The organism is Mesorhizobium sp. C089B (genome assembly GCF_030323125.1).
Taxonomy (GTDB): Bacteria; Pseudomonadota; Alphaproteobacteria; order Rhizobiales; family Rhizobiaceae; genus Mesorhizobium.
This window is the reverse complement of sequence record NZ_CP100469.1, coordinates 6,259,155-6,282,873: the sequence shown is the minus strand read 5'-3', so window position 1 is coordinate 6,282,873 and position 23,719 is coordinate 6,259,155. Positions and strand designations below refer to the sequence as shown.

The following is a 23,719-nucleotide window of genomic DNA, read 5'->3' as shown; positions in this document are numbered from 1 at the left end:
GATCTCGCGCAGGCCAAAGCCTCGGATCGTCCTGGCGACCTCATCCAAAGGGAAGTGCTGGAAGCTGAAATTGGCTCCGATCAGCTGATGAGCAGCGAGTTGCGGCATGAAGGCTCCTTTCGGGAATTGTTATTTGCCGATGCCTTCGGCCAAGCCACGGATGAAGTAGCGTTGCGCGGCAAAGAACACGATCACGATAGGCAGCGCCGAGATCGTCATGGCCGCGAACACCACGGCATAGTTGGTCCCGTGCGTTGCCATGATCGACGTCAGTCCGACCGGCAGCGTCTGCACATCCGAGCCGCTCGTGAAGATCATGGCGAAGAGATATTCGTTCCAGGCGAACAGGACGTGCAGGATGACGCAGGAAATGATGATCGGCCGGCACAGCGGCAAGGTGATGCGCCAGAAGATCTGACCCTCGCTGGCGCCATCCATCGTCGCCGCCTCGTCGATGTCTTCAGGCAGATCCAGCATGTAGGCGCGGATGAGGAAGGTGGTGAACGGCACACGGAACGCCGTGTAGAGAATGATCAGCGCCCAGTAGGTGTTGTAGAGACCGAGCGCCTGCAACATCTTCACCAGTGGAATGATCGCCACGGTGGGGCTCAGCATCAAGCCGCCCAGAACGATGGCAATAACCAGCGGCTTTGCCGACATCTTGGTGCGGGTCAGGCCGAAGGCCGTCCAGGCGCTGATCAGGACGGTGCATATGGCCGAAGCGACGGTCACCAGCACCGAGACTGTCACGTAGCCACGCACGCCCTGGTTCCATGCCTGCATGTAATTGTTCCACGACCAATGGGTGGGCAGGGCGAAGGGATCGCCGAAGATCTGCGCATTGTCCTTGAAGCCGCTCAGCGCCATCCAGATCAGCGGATAGATGACGACGACACCAAGGCAGACCAGGAACGAATAGAGCAATGTCCTGGCGATGACCGACCACACATTCACGTTCCGGCTGCGACCGGCTGCGACCATCGCACTCATAGCTGCACCCGGCGGCGCTTGGTGTACCAGAGCTGTGCCGCACCTGTGAGCATGGTCAACATGAAGATGACGGCGGCGATCGCCGCGCCATAGCCGAAATTGTCCTCGATGAAGGCCTTCTGGTAGAGCCACGTGCCCAGCACCTGGCTGCTGTTGTTGGGCCCGCCTGCGGTCATCACCATAACCTCGTTGAACACCTGGAACGCGCCCGTGATGGTGATGATGATCATCAACCCCGTCATTTCCCGGGTGAGCGGAAAGGTGATGCTCCACAGGCGGCGAAGCGGACCCGCGCCGTCGATCGTTGCGGCATCGTAGAGGTCGCGCGGGATCTTCTGGATGGCAATGGCGAACAGCAGCGTCGAATAGCCAAAACCCTGCCATTGGCTCATGGCGATGATGGCATAGATGGCGGTGTGCTCATTGCCGAGCCAAGGCATGACGAGCTGGCTCAGTCCAACACGGCTGAGCGCGGCATCCAGCAAGCCGATCTGCGGCTGGTAGATGAAATAAAACAGCAGGCCGGTCACCGTGATCGAGATTGCCGACGGCACGAAATAGACGGCGCGCCACAGCCGGCGCCAGCTTTCGCTTTTCAGGTCCTCGATAATGGCCGCCAGCAGGAACGCGCCGAAGACCTGGAAGATGACGGAGATGAGAGCGTAGAGGCAGTTGTTCCACAGCGCCAGCAGCACGACCGGGTCATGCAGCAGCCGGTCGTAGTTGGCGAGGCCGACATTGGTGACCTCGCCGGTGTAGATGTCCTGGTCGGTGGTGCTGACGATGAAATTGTCGACGATCGGATAATAGACGAACCAGCCGATGAGGATGAGCGCGATCGCCGCCCATCGCAACGACAACAGGTTGGCGAAGCAGGCCCGCCGGCTCTTTGGCCGTTGCGGCCTGGCGACGCCGATGTCGGCGCCGCTGTCCACTGTGTCCGAGGCCCTTGCCATGCTCGCCTGCTTTATTTGGCCGCGGATGCGGCTTTGCGCACCTCGTCCATCACTTGCTCGGGCGTCATCGAGCCGCCCGCCAGCGCCTGCAGGCTGGACAGCCAGACGGCGGCGACGCGCGGTGGGTTGGCCGTATCCAGCCAGGGCATGAGGTATGAGGCGGCGTTGATATCCTTGAGGCCATCGACCACAGCCGCGCTCATGTTCGATTCCGAGGCGCCGCCGATGGTGGCGCTCGGCTGGCCATAGGGTGGCGCAGACAGCACCTGCGCATTTTCCTTCGAAGTCACGAACTTCATGAAATCGATCGCCAGCGGGATGTTCTTCGATGCCGCATTGATCATGTAGCCCTCCGGCGCGCCCTCGATCGACTTGGCGTCACCCTTGGCGCCGGCGGGCACCGGCAGCCGGAAGAATCCGAAATCGGCGGGCTTTAACGCCGACTCCGGCGTGGCGGCCTGATCGAACTCGATGATCTCCTGGTAGTACATGGCCGACTGCGCGTTGGTGAAGGCCTGGAGAGCCGAGGCATAGGATGTGCCGTTGACGCCGGCGCCATCGGTGCAGCGCTCGACAAGCTGGCTGAACTGCTTGAGTGCTGCGATGTATTGGGCGGTGGCCGGATCGAAGTCGCGTTCCAGCGTTCCCTGCGGCACGTTGTAGGCGAGCAGCTGGCCTGCAAAGTGGATTGCCGGCCAGGCCTCCTTGTTGCCGAAGGAGATCGGTGTCACGCCGGATTTGCGGAGGGCGTCGCAGCTGGTCAGCAATTCCTCGAAAGTGCCCGGTGCCTTGAGGCTGAGCTTGGCGAAGATCTGCTTGTTGTAGCCCATGAACTTGGCATCCTGGTAAAGCGGAATGCCATAGAACTTGCCGTTGTATTGGAACGCCTTGACGGCGGCTGGAGACAGCGACTTGCCCCACTCGGTATCGGCAGCAATGACGGGCGTGAGATCAACGGCGCGATTGCCGCGCACGAAATTGCCACCCCAGCTGCCTGTCCAGGAGAAATAGATATCGGGCAGCGAGTTGGAAGCGACCAGCGTCTTGGTCTTGCCCTTCACGCTGTCGTCGCTCTCCTGGATAAGTTCGACCTTCACATCCGGATGGAGCTTCTCATAGGCCTGTGCCAGGTTGACGAAATAGGGCGACAGCTGTTGCAGCCCGAACTTGGTCAGGACCGAAAGCGTGCCGGTGTATTCCACCTTGGCGTTTGGGTCGGCCGTGACAGCCGGCGAAGCGGCGGAACTGCCGCTTATCGACAACCCCAATGATGATACCGCGGCCACCGTGACCGCCACGATTTGCAGCGAACGTTTCATGGATAGCTCCTTCAGAGGTGAGAGGGGATCAATATTCCACGCGTTTGTAGTAGCGACGGGTGGTCAGCGGGTGGTTGCGCAGCACCTCGAGATGGGCGCTCAGCCGCTCGAGCAAGGTGGCGAGCAGAACCGGCGAGATCATGCCGCGGACCTTTGCGGAGATGCCCGGCAACTTGACCGAGGCCGCGTCCAGCGTGCGAACGCGGTCCGTGTAGCGCTTGGCGAAGTTCTCGACCCGGTCGGCCAGGGGCCGAAGGGCATCTTCGCCCTTGAACACGAAAACGCTGACGCCCGGCTCGACCAACTCGAGCGTACCGTGGAAGAAGTCGGCGGCGTGCACCGGGCGGGTGCGAATCCACTGCATCTCTTCGAGGATGCACATGCCGTAATAGTGTGCTTCCGGCCACACCGAGCCGGCGCCGGTGAAGATGTGATAGGTATCGTCCTTGATTGTCTGGGCCAGTTCGGCCGCCCTGTCCTCAAAGGCAGCCTTGGCGTCGGCAAGCAGATCCGGCAGCAGTTTGAGTTCGGCGACAGTGCCATCAAAATCATCATATTCGCCGCGCTCTTCCAGCAGGGCCAGGACGATCAGCAGCGTCTGCAGGTAGAAGGATTCCGACGAGGTGTCGTCTTCGGCGAAGTTCGTGAAATTGTGGTCAGCCTCCCGTGCGATTGGCGTATCCGAATGGCCGGTGAGCGAAATCGTGCGCACACCACGTTTTTTCAGAAAGGCCATGAGCTCGACGCCTTCCTTGGTCGTGCCCGACAAGGACGGGATGACCACCACGGCCTTGCTGTCGAGACCGGCGGGCGGATCGATCACGACCTGCGCCGGATAGGCACCGCTCACCGGGAAGGTGGAACAGCGCTGCGCCAACTCGATCGCGGGCAAGGTTAGAAGCTGCACGCCGCCGGTGCCCATGAAAAACAGCCGCTCGACGCCATCTGCCAGCAGTGTGCGCATCAGTGAGCGAACCTCACCTGCGACGGCGACGGCCCCGCTTTGGATCTTCACGAAGCGGTCCCTATCGAAGTTCAGCATGACGTTTTCCTTGTATTTCGCGTGTGACAGGCCTCTAGCCCGCCTTAGGCGTCGGTGGGCCGTCTAGCTCGTTTTCCGATGTGAGATCGATCTCACAAGCGATAATGGGCACGCAATTTCGCCAATGGCAAGTCCTTTAGACGAAATTCTCCGAAATCGAGGGGTTTGCTCTTTAGCGCACAGCGCGCCGGGCAACCGATCCGCGTACGATCAAGCGGGTCTGAAATCGGGTACGGCGCGGTGCAACCTTTTTGCCGGCAAGCCGCTCCAGCAGATATCTAGCGGCGAGCGGTCCGATCTCGGAGATGGGTTGCGCCACGACCGTTATCTGCGGATCGGTGAACGTGGCGAGGTTGAAGTCATCGAAGCCAACCACCGACACGTCATGCGGAATCGAGAGTCCCATTGAACGCAGGCCAAGAAGCGCGCCTTGCGTCATGAGGCTGTCCACCGTGAACAGTGCGGTGGGGCGATTGCGCCGGCTGAACAGGCGGATCGTGGCTTCGATGGCGTGCTCGACGGTCGAGCGCGATACGCCGATGAGCGCTTCATCGATTGCGATCCCATGCGAGTGGAGCGAGTTTTCGTAGCCAGCCAAGCGTTCCTGTGCCGTAAAGATGCGTGACTCGTCGCGCAGAAGACCGATCCGGTGGTGACCGTTGCCAACCAGATAGTCCACTGCCTCGCGTGCCCCGCCCTCGTTGTCGACGACGACGCTGTCGCATTGCAGGTCCTTTACCACGCGGTCGATGAGCACGATCGGCGCGCCTTCGCGGGCCAGTTGCACAATATGCTGGCTGTCGGTTGCAGACGTTGGGGCAAGGATGAAGCCGCGAATGCTGAGCGAGCGAAGGCTCTCAAGCAGTTCTTTCTCCTGTTCTACATTCTCCTCGCTGCTGGCAATCAGAAGATTGTGGCGGTGCTTGCGCAGTTCCACCTCTATGTCGTGCGCGATTCGGGCGAAGAACGGATTCTGGATATCGCCGGGCACGAAGCCTATGATCGGCAATTGTCCGCTGCGCAGCGCCTGCGCGACGAGGTTGGCCCGATAGCCCAGCCTTTCGGCTGCCTCAACCACGCGGAGCGCCGTCTCGTCGCCAACGTAACCATAGCTGTTGAGCGCCCGGGCGGCCGTGGCGCGCGACACCTTAGCCGCTGCGGCAACGTCCTTTAGTGTGATTCCTTTCTGGGCCACAGGTAACCGTCCTTCTTGGATCTGAACATTGCGTCAGATCATTCTCGGCTCGTCTTGCCGGCATGGTTGTGCGGCATATCGGACGATTCTCAAACTGCGAACATAGCTTTCGCAACTCCTTGCCACCTAATCGAGATACGCGCGCTGTTTGGCTATCTGGAAATTTGATCCACGAATGCACCTACATGTTGTGCAGTCAGTTCATTGCCTTGCACTGCCAGCATACGGCAATGAGTTCACGCCATGATCCAGGCGGCCTCCCTGGCATCGATCATAACACCGATGGAGACGACTAGCCTTGCCGCCAAACTCGTCCAGCGATTGGAGGCGAGCTTTCAAAAAGGTCGAGCCAGACGCTCAAGGCCCGCTGCACGGAGAGCCACAGGCCGGGGGACTCTGAGCAAATTGGGAATCTGAGTCGCTTGCTCTGAACCGTCGGCATCATGCTGCTAACCGGTTTTGATCCTCCGGGGCTCCGCATTGGCAATAGCGACGAAAATGCTGTCGAGCAGACCCTTGTCGCGGAAGGAACTTGCCAAGCAAGGGCACCTCGGCCAAGTACGCAAACAACGCCCGGAGACGAAGGCGCATCCGGCAGCACCCTTTTGAGGCCAGATAGAGACTCAGAAACCCAAAACTTTCATCTTCCCGCTATTGAAACGGAGGACTCGATCGTGGCGCGTGCGCCCGACCATTGCCAACGGTGGGCTCCAAACTGATCGAAACTTCTCGTCGACCTTTGCAAGGTGATTGATCATCGGGGAGACCAAAGCCGAAACACTGGGGTTGGTGTCTCCAGTGACGCTGAACGAAGCTTCAGGGAAAATCCCAAATCTGCCGATTTCCCTGGCGCTGTCATTGCAACGATCGAGACAATCAGGGAGACCGGACCGGAGGCACGAGAGGCCGCGTCCTTCCGTGGGGTCGCTCCTCCAAACCGTTTGACGCAATTTAGAGATGTTGCCTTGACCCCGCACTAGCGTCTACTGCATCTGCTAGTAGGAGCGTCACGAATGGCGAGAAAGTCTGTCCGACGCAAGTCAACGATTTATGACATCGCGGTGGCGGCAAAGTCGTCCCCGACAGCGGTCAGTCTCGTCCTCAATGGCTCGTGGCAACAGCACCGGATCAAGGCGGAAACCGCAGCGACCATCCTCGATTGGGCTGAGCGGCTTGGCTATGCTGTCAACCTCAAGGCACGAGGATTGCGGCTTTCCCGATCCGGGCTCGCTGGAATGATCTTGCCACATTACCGCAATCGCTTCTTCGCCGGATTGGCCGAAGCCTTTGAAGCGGAATCCCGCGTCCACCGCTTATGCCCGATCGTCGTCAGCACCCATCGCAATCCTGATAACGAGTTGAGTGTGACGGAAACCCTGCTGGCCCAGCAGGTGGAATTTCTCTTCCTTGCGGGCGTTCGTGACCCCGATCCGCTGAATGATCTGTGCCGGGCAGCGGGCGTCCGGTGCATCAACATCGATCTGCCAGGCCGCCGGGCTCCCTCAGTTGTTTCTGACAACTACGGGGGCGCCAAGGCGCTCACAGAGATCATTGTTCAGAAATTGAAAGAACGAGGGGGCTCCACCGAAGATCTCTTCTTCTTTGGCGGGGTCAGCGATGATGACGCAACACGTAGCCGTTTGCTGGGTTTTCACGATGCGCTGGCAGCGCATGGGATTGTTACGGGCCCGGGCACGATTGACTGCTGCGGATACGCACCGACCAACGCTGCTCGGTCTCTCGCTGCACGATACGCTCAGCTTGGGCATCTGCCCTCAGGTATGTTCGTCAACGGCGTGACCGCTCTTGAAGGAACATTGCGGTTCACTTCGACGCTAGCCTCAAGTGAGCTTGGACGGGTTGTTGTCGGAAGCTTCGACTGGGATCCATTCGCGGCGCATTTGCCCTTCGATGTGACCATGGTCCGACAGAATGTCGAGGTGATGATTGCTGAAGGATTTTCGCTTCTGGAGAATTATTCGATAGACCACTTTCCGCTGGTGACCGTACCGACCAGCTTTGGGCGAACCGGAGAGCATGACGGCGCCCAAGAAGATTGGGATTCGGCATCCAAATCGAGCATCGACCACTAGCAATTCTTTGTCACGAGACATCGTTGCAGAAGTTCAACTCCGTTCATCAGCACCTCGGATCTGGGTAGCACCGCCTCCACCCAAGGCTCGCGGGGGATCGCATGTCGTTTCTACGGGTGCAGCCTGAGTGCGAAAGGGCGGATCGTTTACATCAATCGAGAAATGTTTTTAGACGCTGGTGGCGTGACCGCCTTGCTAAATCTATTTAGCACCTTGACCGGCCGGCATTCAAAGTCTTTTATGGCGCGTTCTGGGAGGAATGCGGCGCCGAGTGCGTCAATGCCGTAGGGCCCAAAGGGGTGGGCCAAACAAAGCCGACATGGGCAATAGGCAACCCAAAAACTCGTCAATCAGGGAGGAACTAAATGTTAGCAAAAACTATACTCGCGGCAGCGTTCGGCGCAGCCCTTTCGGTCGCCACAATGGATGCTGCACTGGCGAAGGACATCAAGGTTGGAGTCGTCGTGAAGATCGGCGGCATTCCCTGGTTCAATGCCATGGAAACGGGAATAAAGGAAAAGTCGAAAGAGCTTGGCGACGACGGCTTCATGGTCGGGCCGACCAGCGCCGACCCTGCACTTCAGGTCCGCGCGATCGAAGACCTGATAGCTCAGGGCGTCAGCGTAATTGGCGTCGTGCCGAATGATGCAAACGTTCTCGAGCCGGTTCTAAAAAAGGCGCGCGACACGGGCATCAAGGTCATAACCCATGAATCGCCGGACCAGGTGAACGCTGATTGGGACTTCGAAATGGTCTCGGCCGTTGGTTTCGGTGAGGCCCATGCCAAACTATTTGCCGAGAAAATGGGCGGCAAAGGCAAGTACGTCGTGTACGTGGGTTCTCTTACCGTGCCCGCACACAATGCCTGGGCCGATGCTGCAATCGCCTACCTGAAGAAGAACTTTCCCGACATGCAGATGGTTGGCGACAGATATGGCGTCGCCGAGAGCGCCGATGACAGCCGAAAGACGGCTCTGGATGTGCTTGCCGCCAATCCTGACCTCGGCGGCTTCCTGACGTTCGGCAGTCAGGGACCGATCGGCGCCGGACGCGCGATCGAGGAGCAGAAGCTTGGTGACAAGGTGGTTCTTGTCGGTTCATTCTCGCCTAGCCAAGGCAGCGCAATGCTCAAGTCCGGCATTATTGACGGCGGCTACATGTGGAATCCTCTGGAAGCGGGCAAAGTATTCGTAACAATGGCTGATTTTCTGGCGGGCGGCGGTGAAATCACCGACGGCATGACGATCGAAGGTCTGGGTGTCGTTCACCCTGACTTCAAAACCGGCACCATCATCGTGGACGCTGTGCAGCCTATCACGGTCGAAACGGTCGATGGTCTTGCAGCCCTAGGGCTTTAGATGGCGGACCATGGCTGGCGTGCCGGGGTGGCAAATCAATCCCGGCACGCCCCATCCTAGTCATTTCAGAAGGGCCCGCCGTGAACCTCGTCGCGTCTACGACGCAGGACCTCCCATCGGTTCTGTCGTTTAGCAACATAAGCGTCACATTTGGTGGCGTTAGAGCCCTCCAGGATGTCGCCTTCGAGGTTCTCCCGGGTGAAGTGCAATGCATCGCCGGTGAGAACGGCAGCGGCAAGAGCACCCTGATCAAGGTAATCACCGGCGTTTGTCAGCCGCTAGCCGGCGCAAACATGTCGATCGCCGGAAAGTCTGTCGACATCATGTCGCCGGCTGCGGCGCGCAGCGCCGGGGTGGAAGTCATCTGGCAGGACCTCGCACTGTTTCCTGAAATGACAGTCGCGGAAAATATCGGGATCAGAACTGTCCTCGGCAACATGCCTCGGCTCGTCGATCATTCGCGCATTCGCGAGGTGGCGCGAGGGCTGTTGGCGCGGCTTGGCGCCGACCTCGATGTCGACGCGCCTCTGCGTAGCTTTGCAATCGCCCAACGTCAGATCGTCGCCATCGCCCGGGCGCTCGCCGGCGATGCGAAGGTTATTTTCATGGACGAGCCCACATCGTCGCTTACTCAATCGGAAACAGACCGGTTGCTCGCGATCGTTCGAACACTCTCGAATGAAGGCATGGCCATCGTCTTCGTCAGCCATCGCCTTGCGGAAGTTCTGGAGATCTCAAGTCGCGTCACCGTTCTGCGCGACGGTAAGGTCGTTGGGGTGTTCCCGACCGCCGGAATGACCCAATCACGCCTCACCGAACTGATGACCGGCAAGACTTTCGACCAAACCGTGAGCACGAGAAACCTTAGTGGATCACCGGTCGTGTTGAAGATCGACCGATTGACCCGCGCAGGCGACTATGACGACGTTTCGCTGACAATACGGCGCGGTGAAACGCTTGGCCTTACCGGGCTACTCGGCGCCGGTCGCACAGAACTCGCGCTTTCGATTTTCGGCATGCTGCGCCCAGACCGCGGCAGCATCTCACTTAACGGGACGGTTCTTCATCTGAACTCCAACCGCGACGCAATCCGGGCAGGTATTGGCTACCTCTCCGAAGACCGCTTGTCCCTTGGTCTCATACAAGCTCAGTCCATCGCCGACAACGCCGTTATCCCGGTGCTCGACAAGATCCTTGATCGAGGGCTGATCTCCTCGGAGAAGAAGGATGCGCTCGTCAATCATTGGATCGAGGAATTGGCGATAAAAATCGGGCGGCAGACCGATGCGATTTCCACGCTCTCAGGCGGCAACCAGCAAAGGGTGGCCATCGCCAAATGGCTGGCGGTCGGACTGAAACTGATCATTCTTGATTCGCCAACCGTGGGGGTGGACGTTGGCGCGCGGGCCGGCATCTTCGAGATTGTCGCCAAGCTCGCTGCCGAAGGCCTGGCGATTCTGCTGATATCCGATGAAGTGCCGGAGGTCTATTTCAACGCCGATCGCATCCTCCATATGGCCGCGGGCAAGATAGTCGCCGAATACGACCCGCACGCCATCTCGCTCAGCAACCTGGAAGCTGCGGTCTATGCATAGCCGCGGCAAGCTCTTTCGGGCTCATCCCACCGAGACATGGCTCGTTGTGGTTCTTCTCATCATGAGCGCGGGTCTCTCCGTTGCGAGCGACAAATTCTTCACCATTGCCAATCTCTTCAATCTGCTCAACACAAGCTCGACAAATCTGATCTTCGCCGTTGGGCTGCTGGTGGTGTTGATCGCTGGGGGCATCGACATCTCCTTCGCTGTGGCCGCGTCAGTGGTTCAATACGTCGTGGCGCTGGCTCTAGCCCAAATGGGAGGTGGTGATTGGTTCATCGGCCTCACCTTGGCGGCAATTGTCGGGATCGCCCTGGGTGCGGTGAACGCCGGCCTCATCTACTATTTCCAGATCATTTCAATCGTTGTCACCATCGCCACCTTCAATATTTTTTTCGGCCTGCTGATGTTCTTCACGCACGGTGTATCGATCTACAATCTGCCTGCATGGTGGACGCATCGCACTGTGCTTTTCGAGTTCCAACAGGCGAATGGCAATTGGGCCGAGCTAACACTGCCGGTTGCGATCATGGCGGTCTGCGTCGCCGCCACCTGGGGGCTTATCCGGTATACCACCACGGGACGGCAGCTATACGCTTTTGGCGATAACCCGGAGGGCGCCCGTCGCCTCGGTATCAACATTGCGGCGATGCACTTCATTGCCTTCGGCTGGCTTGGTTTGATGGCCGGGATCGCGGGACTTGTGCAGGTGCACTATTCCCAGGAAGTCGTGCCCAACGCATTGGTGGGGCGCGAGCTGGACGTGCTGGCAGCTGTTGTCCTTGGCGGTGCCAGGCTGGGTGGCGGGCGCGGCACCGTGCTCGGTTGCATCCTTGGCGTGTTTCTTGTGTCGGTGACGCAAAACGGGCTGAACCTCCTCGGCATCTCTCCCTATGCTTTCAAGATGATCGTCGGGGCGATCATCTTGATTGCCATCACGCTGTCCAACGCGCCGCTCGGGCATATCCTCGCGGGCTTGCGGCAGAGGATGGGTACATGACGCAGCGCGTGCTCGAAACTGGAGCGCTGCGGCACGGATTCTTGCGCCGTCTTGCCGGCAAGTTGGGCGCCGAGAATATCGGGCTTTTGCTGGCATTGATTTTGGTGATTGGATTCTTCGGGTCCCTCTCGCCGCGGTTCCTGTCCAAAGCTACTTTTGAATCGGTGGCCTTCCAGTTGCCTGAACTTGGACTGCTTACGCTCGCGATGTTGATGCCGATCATCTCGGGCGGCATCAATCTCGCCGTGACGTTCACGGCCAATCTCTGTGGCCTCACGCTCGCCTGGGTTCTTCAGGCCAACGGAGGACCGGACGCAAGCATCTATGCCTTTCTACTCGGTTCCGTTCTTGCGGTCGGCGTTGGCACGGCAAGCGGCTTGGTCATGGGCCCGGTGATAGCCTATACCGGCGCGCACCCCATCCTCGTTTCGCTCTCGGTGATGATTTTCCTGCGCGGCCTTGGCGAGTTTCTGACCCGCGGCGCCGACATTTCGGGCTTTCCTGAATTCATCCAGCCCCTGGGCCACGGCAGCATCGTCGGCATTCCTGTCCCGCTGCTGATACTGCTCGGCGCAGTCATCGTCTGGCATGTCTTGATGACCCGAACCAGGCTTGGTTTTTCAAACTATATGGTCGGCTCCAACATCGAGGCGACGCGCTATTCCGGCATCTCGACGCGACGCGTGATCATTCTGATCTACGCGCTGTCTGGCGCCATGTGTGCGTTGGCCGGCATTATCATGATGGCACGATTCAATTCCGTCCGTGTCGGCCATGGCGAGTCCTATGTGCTGATTACGGTGCTTGCCTGCTTCTTGGGCGGGGTGAATCCGTTTGGCGGCTTCGGCAAGGTCGTTTCGGTCTTCCTAGCCCTCATCGTTTTGCAGTTGCTTTCTTCGGGACTGAATCTCTTGGGCGCCAGCCAGCACCTGGCCACAGCCATTTGGGGCATCATGCTGATCGGCGTCATGATCTTGCGATGGGCTGCCGGGCAGCTCAATTTCATGAGGATAACACGATGAAGGGTTTTGGCGTTCATACGAGCATGTGGACGAGTGGTTGGTCCGTAGAGGGCGCCGAGCACACTGTAGCGGCGGTGAAAAAATACGATCTCGATTTCATTGAAATTTCGCTGGCCGATCCATTTTCTTGCGATGCCGATCACACCCGCAAGCTGCTGGCGGCAAATGGCATGCAGGCGGTGTGCTCGCTAGGGTTGCCCGAATATGCGTGGGCATCGCGCCACCCACAGGAGGCGATTGACTTTCTCAAGGTGGCTATCGACAAGACGGCCGACATCGGAGCCCAGGCGCTGTGCGGCGTAATCTATGGCGGCATCGGCGAGCGTACTGGCGTGCCACCTACCCAGGACGAACTTGATAACATTGCGAAAGTGATGACGTCCGCCGCCGCGCAAGCCAAGTCTCGCGGCGTCGAACTCGGTGTCGAAGCCGTGAACCGTTACGAGAACCACATCATCAACACCGCGGCTCAGGCGGTGGCACTAATCGAGAGAGTCGGCGCCGACAATATGTTCGTGCACCTTGATACCTATCACATGAACATAGAGGAGAAAGGTATGGGCAACGGTATTATCGTCGCCCGCGATTACCTCAAATATATCCACCTCTCCGAGTCTGATCGCGGCACCCCGGGCGAGGGCAATTGCAATTGGGATGAGACGTTCGCGACGCTGGCCGCGATCGGCTTCAAGGGCGGGCTCGCGATGGAGAGCTTCATCAACATGGATCCGCGTCTGGCGTTTGGCCTCAGCGTGTGGCGTCCGGTGGCCGAGAGTGAAGCGGTTGTGATGGGCAACGGTCTGCCGTTCTTGCGCAACAAGGCACGGCAGTACGGGCTGATCGCATAAGTTACATCACCATGCGAGATCAAACTCGGCACATCATGAGCCGACTGCATCGACATTGCGGCGACTGCCTTCGAAGCAGGAGCCGCTCGAGAGGCAATATTGCGGCCTTTTAGATCCCGGCCTTCGGCTGCCCCCCGGGCGCAAGCAGCCAACCGGTCGGCGATCGCAACTGCCGCGAACATCTATTTCACCGGCTCGGGCATCGCAGCCCTACCTTCGGCGGCCGCGAGCCGGCTTCGACCCGCTCACCGAACTCGATGGCGACGCCCTCACCGACCGCGGTCACGGTGCCCGAGAGTTCATGCCCCATGATGCGCGGATAGGCCAGGAAGGGAGCTTGCCTTCAAAAATATGGTAGTCGGTCCCACAGAGTCCGACATGGCTGATGCTGACCAGCGCCCATCCGGCTCCCGGCTGGCCGGGCGGCGCGGCGTGGAGCACCTCCGCCGTTGCGGCAAAGATGCTTATCATGTTAAGGATGGCGCGGCGCTGCCGCAGCGTCACAATCCCGCGACAAGACGGGAACAGTGAGAATGTGGAGGAGACTATGACCGCCCACCACGTGAGCGTCGCCGATGGCGAGGCTTTCCTATCCGCGTCGCGGATGCTGTTCGGCCCGATCACCCAGCGTTTCTCGCGCGGCGAAGCGCCGTCGCTGCCGAAGCTCGTGTCCGTGCATCTCGGCTCCTGCCGGCTCTCCGAGATCAAGGCCAAGTCGCATCTCGTCGTCAGCGACCGCACCTTCTGGCGTAGCTTCGATCCCGATGCGATCAAGATCCTGATGCAGCTCAGCGGCCGCAGCCGATTCGAGCAGAAGGAGGTCGCGGTCGATCTCGGCCCACGCGCTGCGATCATCTATGATCCAATGCGCAGCTATTCGCTGCAAAACCTGTCGGATGTCGACCAACTCATCCTGCAGGTGCCGCGCTCGACTTTCGGCGACGGGACGTTGACGCGTCTCTCGGCGCCGGTGCCGTTGCCTGGCAACGACGATAGCCTCACCCATATCGTTTCCGGTCTGATGCAGATGGCGATCGGCACCGCGCACAAGCTCGACGAGGCCAATTGCCGCCGTGTCGGAGAAAGCCTTATACAACTCGTCAACGGACTCATCCAGGCAAGGCCGACGGCACCGGAGTTCCGCCGCTCGCCGCTGGAAGCGCTGCGTGAACGCATCGTCGCCTATATCGACGCCAACTTGGCGCGTTCAAACCTGTCGGCCGAGGACATAGCCCGCCACATGGGCTGCTCCCGCCGCTATCTGCACCGCGCCTTCGAAGGCGAAGGCACCACACTGGAGCGATTCGTGTGGGATAGGCGGCTGGAGCGCAGCAAGGAGGAGCTGCTGTCGCCCGCCCGCGCCTCAGCCTCCATCTCGGAAGTCGCGTTTGCCTGCGGGTTCAATTCTAGCGCACATTTTTCGCGGGCGTTCAGAAGCAAGTATGATGTTACGCCGAGAGACTTGCGGGAGCGAGTGCGAATGGTGGTGGTGCATTAGGAAGGTGCTGCTAGCCGTACCTTTATCGGACACAGCAAATTGTTTTGCACCCACATACGGGCACATTCTATCTCACCTTCTCGAGGACTCTCACTCCCGACCTGCAGCGCTTACGTCTCAATAGGGCTATACTCAGGCCTCAAGCCGTCCGCGCCCGGCCCGCAAAACTTCGCATCAGCCCCTTCGGCAAGAACAGCATCGCCAAGATGATGGTCAGACCCGAAATCACCGGGTGGTAATCCGGCACCACTATGCGCGCCAGGTCGAACACCGCGTACATGACGAAGGCACCGAGGATCGGGCCGAGCACCGTGCCGGTGCCGCCGACCACCGTCATCATCAGCGGCAAAAGCATCCAGTCAAGGTCAAAGACGGAGTCCGGGCCGACATGGAAGATGTAGTAGGTGTACAGGCTGCCGGCGACGCCGGCGATAAAGGCGCTGCCAGCAAAGGCGGCGACCTTGACCCTTAGCGTGTCAATGCCGTTGGCCGATGCCGCCATCTCGTCGTCGCGAACGGCGACTAGCGCCAGGCCGTAGCGCGAGCGCATCAGCAAGCGGATGGCAAGCGCCGTGCCCACCATCAGGCCGAGCCCGACCAGATAGTGCGGCAAGAGCGTATCGAAGGTGCCGGCGGGCGCCACGACGCCGAAGGCGCCGCCGGTGAAATCACCGCCATTGATGAACATCACCTTGACGATCTCGCCGAAGCCGAGCGTGCCGAGCGCGAAATAGTCGCCGCGCAGCTTTGACAGCAACGGCAGGCCGATGATGATGGCGGCGACGGCCGCGACCAGTCCGCCCAGCATCATCGTCGCCGGGTCGAAATAGTAGATCCGCGGATAAGCGTCATAGAACGAGCCCCAGAGATAATTGCCGCTCCACAGGATGGCGGTGGTGTAGGCGCCGAGCCCGAAGAAGGCATGGTTACCGAGGCTGATCTGGCCGCCGAAGCCGGCAACGAGGTTCCAGCCTTGCGCCATGGTGGCGTAGATGAAAACGAAGAACAGGAGCGAAAAGGCATAAGAATCGATCGCGCCGGGCACGAGCGGCACCAGCGCGAGGGCTGCGACCACAGCAATTGCGATCCCAATCCAGAATTGTTTCGGCAAGGCTTTCTTGATCATGACGCTCAAGCCTTCTTGTAGGGCCGGCTGAACAGGCCTTCCGGCTTGAACATGAGCACCGCCAGGAACACGCCGTAGGCGATGGCGTTGGTCCAGCCGCCCGAGATGAAATACTGCACATAGGCTTCGATCAAACCGAGGATGATGCCGCCGGCAAGTGCGCCCGCGACATTGCCGATCCCGCCCAGCGCCAGCGCCACCAGCGCCTTGAGGCTGAAGATGAAGCCGGCGAACGGATTGAACGGGAATGTCGTCGCCACCGCGACCCCGGCCGCTCCGGCAAGCGCTATGCCGATCGCGAAGGCGATGGCGTTGACGCGGTGCGGGCTGATGCCCATCAGAGTCGCCGCCTCAATGTCCTCGGAGGCCGCGCGCACCGCCTTACCGACCAATGTCTTGCGCAGGAACAGCACCACCAGGCCGGTACCGGCGAGCGCAATCACGAAGCCCATCGAACGGGTGAAGGAGGTGCGCACGCCCAAAATCTCGATGCCGCTCGCCGTGTAGGAGGTGACGATTGCCGCGGTGTTGCCGCCCCAGATAACCGTCATCAGGTTCTGGATCAGGAACATCAGACCGACCGCGATCAAGAGCGAGATGTTGCGGTCCTCCGCTGCCGCCGCGCGGCGAAACAGGCCTTGGTAGACCAGCCAGCCGACAACGAGCCCGACGGGCACGACGATCAGCAGCGACACGAAAGGGTCGATGCCGACGCCGTAGAACAGCGCTCGTACGAAATAGGCGGACAGGATGATCATCGCGCCCTGCGCCAGAAAGATCAGCCGCATGGTGCCGAAGATGAGGCTGAGGCCCACCGCCGCAACGCCGTACATGGCGCCACCCAGCGCGCCGTTGAGCGACAGTTGCAGCAGGATTTCGGGAGGCGGAATGTTCTGCATCATTGCACCTCCAATACGCCCATATAGGCCTTCTGGATTTCGGGATCGGCGATGAGCTCGGCACCGGTGCCTTGCATGGCAAGCTCGCCGGTTTTCAGCACAAAGGCGTAGTCGGCGACCTTCAGTGCCTGATGGATATTCTGCTCGACCAAGAGGATGGTGACGCCCTGCTTGTGCAAGGTCTCGATCAGAGCGAACATCTGCTGCACCACGATCGGGCTCAGCCCCAACGACGGTTCATCGAGAATCAGCAGCGACGGGTCCGACATGGTGGCGCGCGCGATGGCCAGCATCTGCTGCTCGCCGCCGGAGAGCGAACCGGCCTTCTGCCCTGCCCGCTCCTTTAGCCGCGGAAACAGCGTGTAAGCTTTCTCCAGCGACTGCTTGAAGCGCTTCCGAACTTTGGGTTGGAAGGCGCCGAGTTCGAGGTTTTCCAGCACCGTCATCTGCCGGAACAGGCCGCGCCCTTCCGGCACATGCGCGATGCCCATCGTCGCGATCTCCTCCGGCGCCTTGCCGGCCAGCAGCGCGCCAGAGAGGAAGATCTCGCCGCGCTTCGGCTTCAGCAGACCGGAGATGGTCTTCAGCAGCGTCGTCTTTCCCGCGCCGTTGGCGCCGACAATGGCGACGATGCTGCCGGGCTCGACGTGGATCGACACGCCCCACAACGCGCCGACGTCGCCATAGGCGACTTCCACGTTGTTCACTTCAAGCAGCCGGTTCGCCAAGATAGGCCTCTATCACTTTGCGGTTGGCAACGATCTCGCGCGGCGTGCCGTCGGCGATCTTCTCGCCATGGTCCAGCACGATTACCCGGCTGCACACCTTCATGATGGCATCGACCTTGTGCTCTACCCACAGGATCGAGACCCCCTTGTCTGTGCGCACGCGGCGAATGACATCGACCATGCGCTGGATCTCGGTCGGATTCAGCCCCGCCATCGGCTCGTCCAGCAACAGCAGCCCCGGGCGGGAGGCAACGGCTCGCGCGATCTCCAGCAGTCGCCGGTCCGACAGCGTCATGTGTGCAGTGCGGATATCGCGCTTGCCAGTCAGCCCGACCAGTTCAAGGGCCTCCTCGGCGGCTGCCGCCGCATGCTTGACCCGGCCGCCGGAGCCATAGACGGCGCCAACCATGACGTTCTCGAAGGCGGTCATGGTCAGGAACGTGCGCACCAGCTGGAAAGTGCGGGCAATGCCGAGCCGACAGATTCGATGCGGGGCCGTGCCGGTGATGTCCTCGCCACGGAAGCGGATACGGCCCTGGGTTGGGGTGTAGAGCGCGGTAATTACGTTGAACAGTGTCGACTTGCCGGCGCCGTTGGGACCGATCAGGCCGATCAGCTCATTGGGTCCGACGGCGATGTCGATGTTGTTGAGCACGACAAGCCCGCCGAACCGCTTCTGGATTGCCTCGAGGCGAAGCAAGGTTTCGTCAGGCTGCATCGTGTGTTTCCGTTTCTCCAGGGGAAGCTGTCCATGCAATCTGTCGAGGTCAGCGCCGCCCTCGTCGCCCCGCGACCCTTCTCCCCGCGTAGGACGGGGGAGAAGGGGCAGGCGGCAATGTCGGAGCCCGTGCCCTCGCCGCTCAGCGCTTGTCCCAGGCCGGGGCCGGCTTGTAGGTCCAGTTGCCATTAGGGAAGATTAGCTGGTGCTTGCCTTGCCACCATTGCGTGGCAACGCTGGGGATCAGGGCAAAGCCTGTCTGGTCGAATTTGAGATCGCCGACGACGGTGTCCTTGAATTCCTGGTTGAAGATCACGTCATGCAGCGCGGCGGCATCGGTGGTTCCCGCCTTTTCGATCGCCTGCGCCAGCACCTGCGCATTAGCGTAGAAGGCGCCGACTGTGACGGAGTCCTTCTTGAATTCGGCCTCGTAGCGATCTCCGAGTTCCTTGGCGCCTCGATAGGGATAGCTCGACGACCAGAAACCGTCAGTCATGATGTAGTCTGAATCCGCTCCGAGCGCTTCGTGGAACTCGCCCGTCCAGGTGCCCTTCCAGCCATGCAGATAGGGCACGGAGAAGCCGAGCTCCTTCATCTGGCGCAGCAGCGTCACGGTGTCGGCCGGCGAGCCGAACACCAGCATGGCGTCGACGTTGGCGGCCTTGAGCTTGGTGATCAGTGCCGAGTAGTCGGTGGCCCCGATCGCCCAGGGATCGTCCACGGCGAAAGTGTAACCATATTTCTTCGCAGCCGCCTCGAAGGCGCCGCCAAAGCCCTTGCCGTCGGGCGAATCCTCGGTGACAAGAGCCGGGTTCTTCGGCTTCTCATTGGCCGGCAGCTTGTTCCAGATCTCGAACGGCACTTCGGCGCCCGGCCCCGGGTGGAAGAAGAAGAGGGCCGAATATTTGAGCTTCAACGGCTGCCACTCGAACGGGAACGCCGTCGTGATCATGTAGAACTTCTTGTATTTCTCGGCGACGATGGCGCCGGCGATGTTCATCGGCCCGGAATGGGTCGATAGCAGCGCGTCGACCTTCTGCACCTTGATCAGGTTTTCCAGCGCCGAGGCGACCTTGCCTTCCGAGCTTTCGTCGTCGGCGACGACGAGGCGCACCGGCAGCTTCTTGCCGGCCGACATGAGCATGATGCCGCCAGCCTTGTTGATATCGGCCACCGCTTGCTCATAGGCCCATTTCTGCTCCTTGCCGTCGCCGGCCAGCGGCCCGGTCAAGGAGATCGGCGCGCCGATGACGATCTCATCGCCGGCGGCATTCGCGACCCCTGTGACGCCGGCCGCAAGTGCGGTCGCCAGCACCAGGCCCGCCAGAATTGCCTTCAGATTTTTTCCCATTGCATCCTCCCAGGTTGTTTCATCGGCCAGACGCATCGGCGCCCGCCCGCATGCCTCAGACCGTCGCTGCCGCGACCAGTCTGGTGTCGGTGAATTGCTCGAAACTCACGGCTTTACCGTCGTCCATCTCCCAGACATGGACGACGCGCGCGGACATTGGCTTGCCGGTCTTCCTGTAGGTGCCCGAATAGGTGCCGATGCCGACGATTGTGGCGCCGCCATCGACCAGTCTTTCGAGCTTCAGCGCGTAGCCGTCCCACTCCTCGCCGATGCGCTTGAAGACCCCCGCTATGATGGCGTCGGGGCCGACATAGGTGCCGGCATAGGGGAAGCCCGCCATTTCGGTCCAGGCGGTGCGGCTGGTGATCGGCGCCATCATCGCGGCCAAATCCTTGGCATCGGAGCCGGCGTAATGAGCCTTGATAGCTTCGTAGTTCTTGTTCATCGCGTTCTCCCGCACGGTCAGACCGGCGCCTTGCCTTCGTCATAGACGGTTCTGGATTTCTTCTCGATGTGAGCGCCTGCCGGCTTGTTCTCGACCTTGCCCAGGCTGGTCACGCCGAGGAATTTCCCGGTCGAGCGCATGACGTCCCAATTGTAGAAGAACAGCGAGGCGACCGGGATGATGAACTCGCGAAAGCCGAACACATATTGGTTGTCTGCAAACTTCCAGGTGGTCGCGAGGTCGACGTCGCCATGGCCACGCTGGATGCCGACGAGGTTCTGCCAGCCATAACGCTCGGAGCTCAGATAGATGTGCTCGTAGACGTGGTTGGGGCTGTAGGTGTAGTGCGCGGTGAGCCCGACCAGGTCCCGGCTCGGCGCCGGCTTGATACCGGTCGGCGCCTTGCCGGGATCCCCGAGTACGCCGGCCGACCAGGTCTGCGCGACGAGCGGCTCGCCGGGCGCTTCGCCTTCTTCACGCACCCGTTCGCGCACCGACAGCACCCGGCGCGTGCTGGTGTTCACGACGTAGGCCTCATCCTCGGTCGGCCGGGCGGCGAAAGTCATGTTGATGAAGAACACGTTAGCGGCGACTTCGAGCGCCTCGTACCAGTCCGCCCCCGCCTCGCTACCCTCGCTCCACGCCACCGTGTCGGCCGACGTGAAGGCAAGGTCGATTGTGCGCCCGGTGTCCAGCGTGATCTTGAAGGTCTGGCCGCGCAACGCTGACGTCGTCGCCAGCCGGTTGGTGGCGATGCCGGCGGCGAAATCATCGAAATGCTTCCAGTCCGCCGGCCTGTTCTGGTCCTTCATCGCACTCTCCCAATCAATCGACAAAAGCTAATGTCGGCAGGTCGACGACGGTAGCGCCGCCGTCGACGGTCAGGATCGAACCGTTCATCATGGCCGCCTCGCTCGAAGCGACGAAGCAGATAACGTTGGAAACCTCTTCCGGTGTCGCCGGACGGCTGAGCGGCACATCCTTGGTCACCAGACGGTAGGCCTCGTCGGTCGAGCCAAGTCCGTGTTTCTCGACGATCAGCGCCATCTGCTCGTCGGCCATGTCGGTTGAGACCCAGCCCGGGCAGATGATATTGGTGCGCACGCCCTTGCGGCCATAGTCGCGCGCCAACGATTTGCCGAAGCCGATGCAGGCATGCTTCATGGTGACGTAGCCGGCAGCGTCCGGGCCGGCAAACAGCCCGGCGATCGAGGCAACGACGACGATGTTGCCCTTCCGCGCGATCAGGTCCGGCAGGCATTCGCGGGCGCAAACGAAAGCGGTGTCGAGATTGGTGCGCGTCGCCAGGCTCCAGGTTTCGTCGCTCATCGAAATCGTCGGGCCGACACCATGGCCGCCGGCATTGGCGACGAGGATATCGACCGGTCCGATTTTTTCATGCACTTCGGCAAGCGCTGCACGCACCGCCTTCGGATCGGCGGCATCGCCCTGCACCACCAGACCGCCAATATCCCTGGTGACGGCCTCCAGCGGCTCGCGCCGCCGGCCCATCAGCACCACCTTGGCGCCGTCCGCCGCCATGCGCCTTGCGACCGCGGCACCAATGCCGGTGCCGCCGCCGGTGATGAAAGCCGTCTTTCCGGAAAATCGCATGGTTCCATCCCGATTGGTGCTGTGCCGGCTATGCGCCGATCTTCGCTGGGCATAGTGCGGCATCAGCCGTTTCGCGTCTTGTCCAAGCGGGAACTTTGTTTTGACTGAGCGCGCACTTCGCGCCTCGTCCGTTGAAGCCGCGCGACCTCTCGGCCGCGCGGCAGCCGCCACCCCCGCAAGAGCAATTCCAGGAAAGTGTGAAGCGGTTTTCCCGGGGAAAGTGCGTAGCGCTTCCCCTGGGGAATTGCGCCAAACAAAGAAAGCAGCCTATTTCTTCACCGCTTCGAGATCGATGACGATGTCGACATCCGGGCCGAGGCCGAAGCCGGCGGCAGCCTTGGCCATCGGGAAGTCCGCGGTGCTGACTTTTCCCGTGGCGGTGAACGCTGCCTTGGTCAGCGTCGCATCCCACGGCGCCGGCGCCTCATTGACCAGCGTCACGTCGAGCGTGATCTCCTTGGACACACCGCTGATGGTGAGATTGCCCGTGACCTTGCCGGTCTTGTCGCTGACCTTCTCGACCTTGCTGCTCTCGAACGAAATCGCCGGGAATTCGGCGGCGTTGAAGAAGTCCGGGCCTTTCAGGTCGCTGTCGCGCTGGTCATAGGCGGTGTGCACCGAGCCGACGTCGAGCTCGGCCTTTACGCTGCTCTTCGACGGATCGGCCTTGTCCATGACGATGGCGCCCTTCACGGCATCGAACTGGCCATGCGCGATGCCATAGATGCCGTGCTTGATGGTGAAGGTAACCCAGGCGTGCTGGCCATCGATCTCGTAGTTTTCGGCGTGCGCGGCCGATGCGAACGCGCACGTCGAGGCAAAGGCCAGCGCGGCCGTCAGTTTTCCTATTGTCACGTATCTCTCCCCATTGTTGGTTGTCATCTCTTGGCTCAGGAAAAGCCAAGCGCGGCTCCGTGCGGCGCCCGAACGATCGCCGTCAGGATGGCCAGCATCGCCGGGATGGCGATCAGCAGACCGGCAACCAGCGGCCGCAACGGCCTGATGCCGGGAACAAGGCGCCGCAGCGGACCGGGCACCAGGGCAGCCACGATCAGCGGCAAGGGCGAAAGCACCAGCGCGACCGGATTGGCCTTAGGCGCCAGCAGCGCCATCTGGATCAGCACCGTGGCCGCGGCGTAGACGAGGATCATCTCGGCGCCCTTGCTCCAGGCGGCCGCCGTGCCGCCGCGCAGGACCGCGATGTACTGGACGAGGCACCAGCCGCCGGCGAGCGCGGCCAGCGATCCCAGCAACTGCCCGGTGACGATCGACGCGCCAAGCACCGAGATGATGGCGCCGGCCAGGCACATGGCGAGCATGGCCGCGGGTGCCAGGAACGGATCCTCCACCGGCGGGGACGGCAAAGCCTTCAGGGACAGCAGCATCGCGACGCCGACGGTTGCGAGAAGGCCGGTGACGAGGGCTGCGATCATCTGAGGATCGAGCGAACCGCCGGCAAGGCGGCGCCAGCCGAGCCACAACAGCGCCGCCGCAAGGGCCGCGGCGACCAGCACGCCCGGGGTGCTCAACAGGCGCTCGGGCAACAGCCCGATGAGAATAGCGGCAACAGCGAGATAGATCAGCTTCTGGCTGGCGGCGACGGGCGGCACGACCGGCGGGCCAAGCGTGTCCCAGTAGAAGAACAGCAGCAACGCGGCCCAGATTAACGAGAGCGCCAGCGAGGATGCCGGCAGCGCAAATCGTTCCAGCAACGCCATCGCCATGCCGAGCACAAGCGGCAGCGCCGCCGTGGTGACCATCGGATTGCCCAGCAATGCGCTCAATGGCCGACACCCCTCCGGCATCGGCGGCCGTGCAAAACGTGCGGCCCGATGCAGCTCTGATCTTGGCCGGCCAGTCGCGCTGCGTCTTGTCCGAGCGGGAACTTTGTTTTGACTGAGAGCGCACTCGCGCTTCCGGCG

At 61.0% G+C, this 23,719-nt stretch carries 22 protein-coding genes and 1 pseudogene; 7 read left to right on the top strand and 16 right to left on the bottom strand.

Annotation, left to right across the window (positions count from 1 at the left end):
• Positions 1–129: 129 nt before the first annotated feature.
• The 5 genes from NLY44_RS30665 to NLY44_RS30645 all read right to left on the bottom strand — a co-directional run bounded on the left by NLY44_RS30665 (position 130) and on the right by NLY44_RS30645 (position 5,502).
• On the bottom strand, positions 130–990 hold the full coding sequence (locus NLY44_RS30665) for a carbohydrate ABC transporter permease (protein ID WP_023710091.1): 861 nt from the start codon (positions 988–990) through the stop codon (positions 130–132).
• Entirely contained in the window at positions 987–1,946 is a 960-nt protein-coding gene (locus NLY44_RS30660) for a carbohydrate ABC transporter permease (RefSeq protein ID WP_023804468.1), read from the bottom strand. The genes NLY44_RS30665 and NLY44_RS30660 overlap by 4 nt, the downstream gene beginning before the upstream one ends.
• Positions 1,947–1,957: 11 nt before the next feature.
• Positions 1,958–3,265, bottom strand: a complete 1,308-nt coding sequence (locus tag NLY44_RS30655) for an ABC transporter substrate-binding protein (RefSeq protein ID WP_023804469.1) — start codon at positions 3,263–3,265, stop codon at positions 1,958–1,960.
• Between the two features lie 28 nt (positions 3,266–3,293).
• The gene (locus tag NLY44_RS30650; protein ID WP_023729125.1) at positions 3,294–4,307 is read right to left on the bottom strand and encodes an SIS domain-containing protein; all 1,014 of its coding nucleotides are present in this window, start codon (positions 4,305–4,307) and stop codon (positions 3,294–3,296) included.
• Between the two features lie 172 nt (positions 4,308–4,479).
• On the bottom strand, positions 4,480–5,502 hold the full coding sequence (locus NLY44_RS30645; RefSeq protein WP_023667745.1) for a LacI family DNA-binding transcriptional regulator: 1,023 nt from the start codon (positions 5,500–5,502) through the stop codon (positions 4,480–4,482).
• A 1,013-nt stretch (positions 5,503–6,515) separates the two neighbouring features.
• Between NLY44_RS30645 and NLY44_RS30640 the strand changes: the two genes are divergently transcribed.
• The 6 genes from NLY44_RS30640 (at position 6,516) to NLY44_RS30615 (ending at position 13,418) form a co-directional block, all read left to right on the top strand.
• Positions 6,516–7,595 (top strand): substrate-binding domain-containing protein, encoded by a 1,080-nt coding sequence (locus NLY44_RS30640; RefSeq protein ID WP_023692318.1) that lies wholly within the window; start codon positions 6,516–6,518, stop codon positions 7,593–7,595.
• Between the two features lie 365 nt (positions 7,596–7,960).
• Entirely contained in the window at positions 7,961–8,953 is a 993-nt protein-coding gene (locus tag NLY44_RS30635) for a substrate-binding domain-containing protein (protein ID WP_023735711.1), read from the top strand.
• Positions 8,954–9,033: 80 nt separating this feature from the next.
• Positions 9,034–10,548 carry a sugar ABC transporter ATP-binding protein gene (locus tag NLY44_RS30630; RefSeq protein WP_023804470.1) on the top strand — a complete coding sequence of 505 codons (1,515 nt, stop codon included), beginning with the start codon at positions 9,034–9,036 and terminating at the stop codon, positions 10,546–10,548.
• Positions 10,541–11,548, top strand: a complete 1,008-nt coding sequence (locus tag NLY44_RS30625) for an ABC transporter permease (protein ID WP_023804471.1) — start codon at positions 10,541–10,543, stop codon at positions 11,546–11,548. Before NLY44_RS30630 ends, NLY44_RS30625 begins: the two co-directional genes overlap by 8 nt.
• A complete protein-coding gene (locus tag NLY44_RS30620; protein WP_023804472.1) occupies positions 11,545–12,570 on the top strand; it encodes an ABC transporter permease in 1,026 nt (341 codons plus the stop codon). The genes NLY44_RS30625 and NLY44_RS30620 overlap by 4 nt, the downstream gene beginning before the upstream one ends.
• Entirely contained in the window at positions 12,567–13,418 is an 852-nt protein-coding gene (locus NLY44_RS30615) for a sugar phosphate isomerase/epimerase family protein (RefSeq protein ID WP_023804473.1), read from the top strand. The genes NLY44_RS30620 and NLY44_RS30615 overlap by 4 nt, the downstream gene beginning before the upstream one ends.
• Positions 13,419–13,656: 238 nt before the next feature.
• On the opposite strand, the pseudogene NLY44_RS30610 reads toward NLY44_RS30615, so the two are convergent.
• Positions 13,657–13,889: pseudogene (locus tag NLY44_RS30610) on the bottom strand (alcohol dehydrogenase catalytic domain-containing protein); the annotation flags it as partial.
• A gap of 76 nt (positions 13,890–13,965) precedes the next feature.
• On the opposite strand from NLY44_RS30610, the gene NLY44_RS30605 reads away from it, so the two are divergent.
• Positions 13,966–14,916, top strand: a complete 951-nt coding sequence (locus NLY44_RS30605) for a helix-turn-helix domain-containing protein (RefSeq protein ID WP_023686862.1) — start codon at positions 13,966–13,968, stop codon at positions 14,914–14,916.
• A gap of 139 nt (positions 14,917–15,055) precedes the next feature.
• Here NLY44_RS30605 and NLY44_RS30600 read toward each other — a convergent pair whose 3' ends face one another.
• From NLY44_RS30600 to NLY44_RS30555, 10 genes are all read right to left on the bottom strand, one after another.
• Positions 15,056–16,042, bottom strand: coding sequence for a branched-chain amino acid ABC transporter permease (locus tag NLY44_RS30600; RefSeq protein WP_023686861.1), 987 nt, complete (start codon positions 16,040–16,042; stop codon positions 15,056–15,058).
• A gap of 5 nt (positions 16,043–16,047) precedes the next feature.
• Positions 16,048–16,944, bottom strand: a complete 897-nt coding sequence (locus NLY44_RS30595) for a branched-chain amino acid ABC transporter permease (RefSeq protein WP_023686860.1) — start codon at positions 16,942–16,944, stop codon at positions 16,048–16,050.
• On the bottom strand, positions 16,941–17,648 hold the full coding sequence (locus NLY44_RS30590) for an ABC transporter ATP-binding protein (RefSeq protein WP_245260223.1): 708 nt from the start codon (positions 17,646–17,648) through the stop codon (positions 16,941–16,943). Before NLY44_RS30590 ends, NLY44_RS30595 begins: the two co-directional genes overlap by 4 nt.
• 1 nt (position 17,649) lies before the next feature.
• Positions 17,650–18,387, bottom strand: coding sequence for an ABC transporter ATP-binding protein (locus NLY44_RS30585; RefSeq protein ID WP_031201219.1), 738 nt, complete (start codon positions 18,385–18,387; stop codon positions 17,650–17,652).
• 142 nt (positions 18,388–18,529) lie between these two features.
• Positions 18,530–19,738: an amino acid ABC transporter substrate-binding protein gene (locus tag NLY44_RS30580; protein ID WP_031202447.1), complete on the bottom strand. Its 1,209-nt coding sequence runs from the start codon at positions 19,736–19,738 to the stop codon at positions 18,530–18,532.
• Between the two features lie 55 nt (positions 19,739–19,793).
• Positions 19,794–20,183, bottom strand: a complete 390-nt coding sequence (locus NLY44_RS30575) for a nuclear transport factor 2 family protein (RefSeq protein WP_023686856.1) — start codon at positions 20,181–20,183, stop codon at positions 19,794–19,796.
• A 17-nt stretch (positions 20,184–20,200) separates the two neighbouring features.
• Positions 20,201–20,995 carry a MoaF C-terminal domain-containing protein gene (locus NLY44_RS30570; protein ID WP_023686855.1) on the bottom strand — a complete coding sequence of 265 codons (795 nt, stop codon included), beginning with the start codon at positions 20,993–20,995 and terminating at the stop codon, positions 20,201–20,203.
• A gap of 13 nt (positions 20,996–21,008) precedes the next feature.
• Positions 21,009–21,797, bottom strand: a complete 789-nt coding sequence (locus NLY44_RS30565; RefSeq protein WP_023804476.1) for an SDR family NAD(P)-dependent oxidoreductase — start codon at positions 21,795–21,797, stop codon at positions 21,009–21,011.
• A 267-nt stretch (positions 21,798–22,064) separates the two neighbouring features.
• Positions 22,065–22,652 carry a YceI family protein gene (locus tag NLY44_RS30560; protein WP_023686853.1) on the bottom strand — a complete coding sequence of 196 codons (588 nt, stop codon included), beginning with the start codon at positions 22,650–22,652 and terminating at the stop codon, positions 22,065–22,067.
• A 35-nt stretch (positions 22,653–22,687) separates the two neighbouring features.
• The gene (locus NLY44_RS30555; protein ID WP_023804477.1) at positions 22,688–23,581 is read right to left on the bottom strand and encodes a hypothetical protein; all 894 of its coding nucleotides are present in this window, start codon (positions 23,579–23,581) and stop codon (positions 22,688–22,690) included.
• Positions 23,582–23,719: the final 138 nt, after the last annotated feature.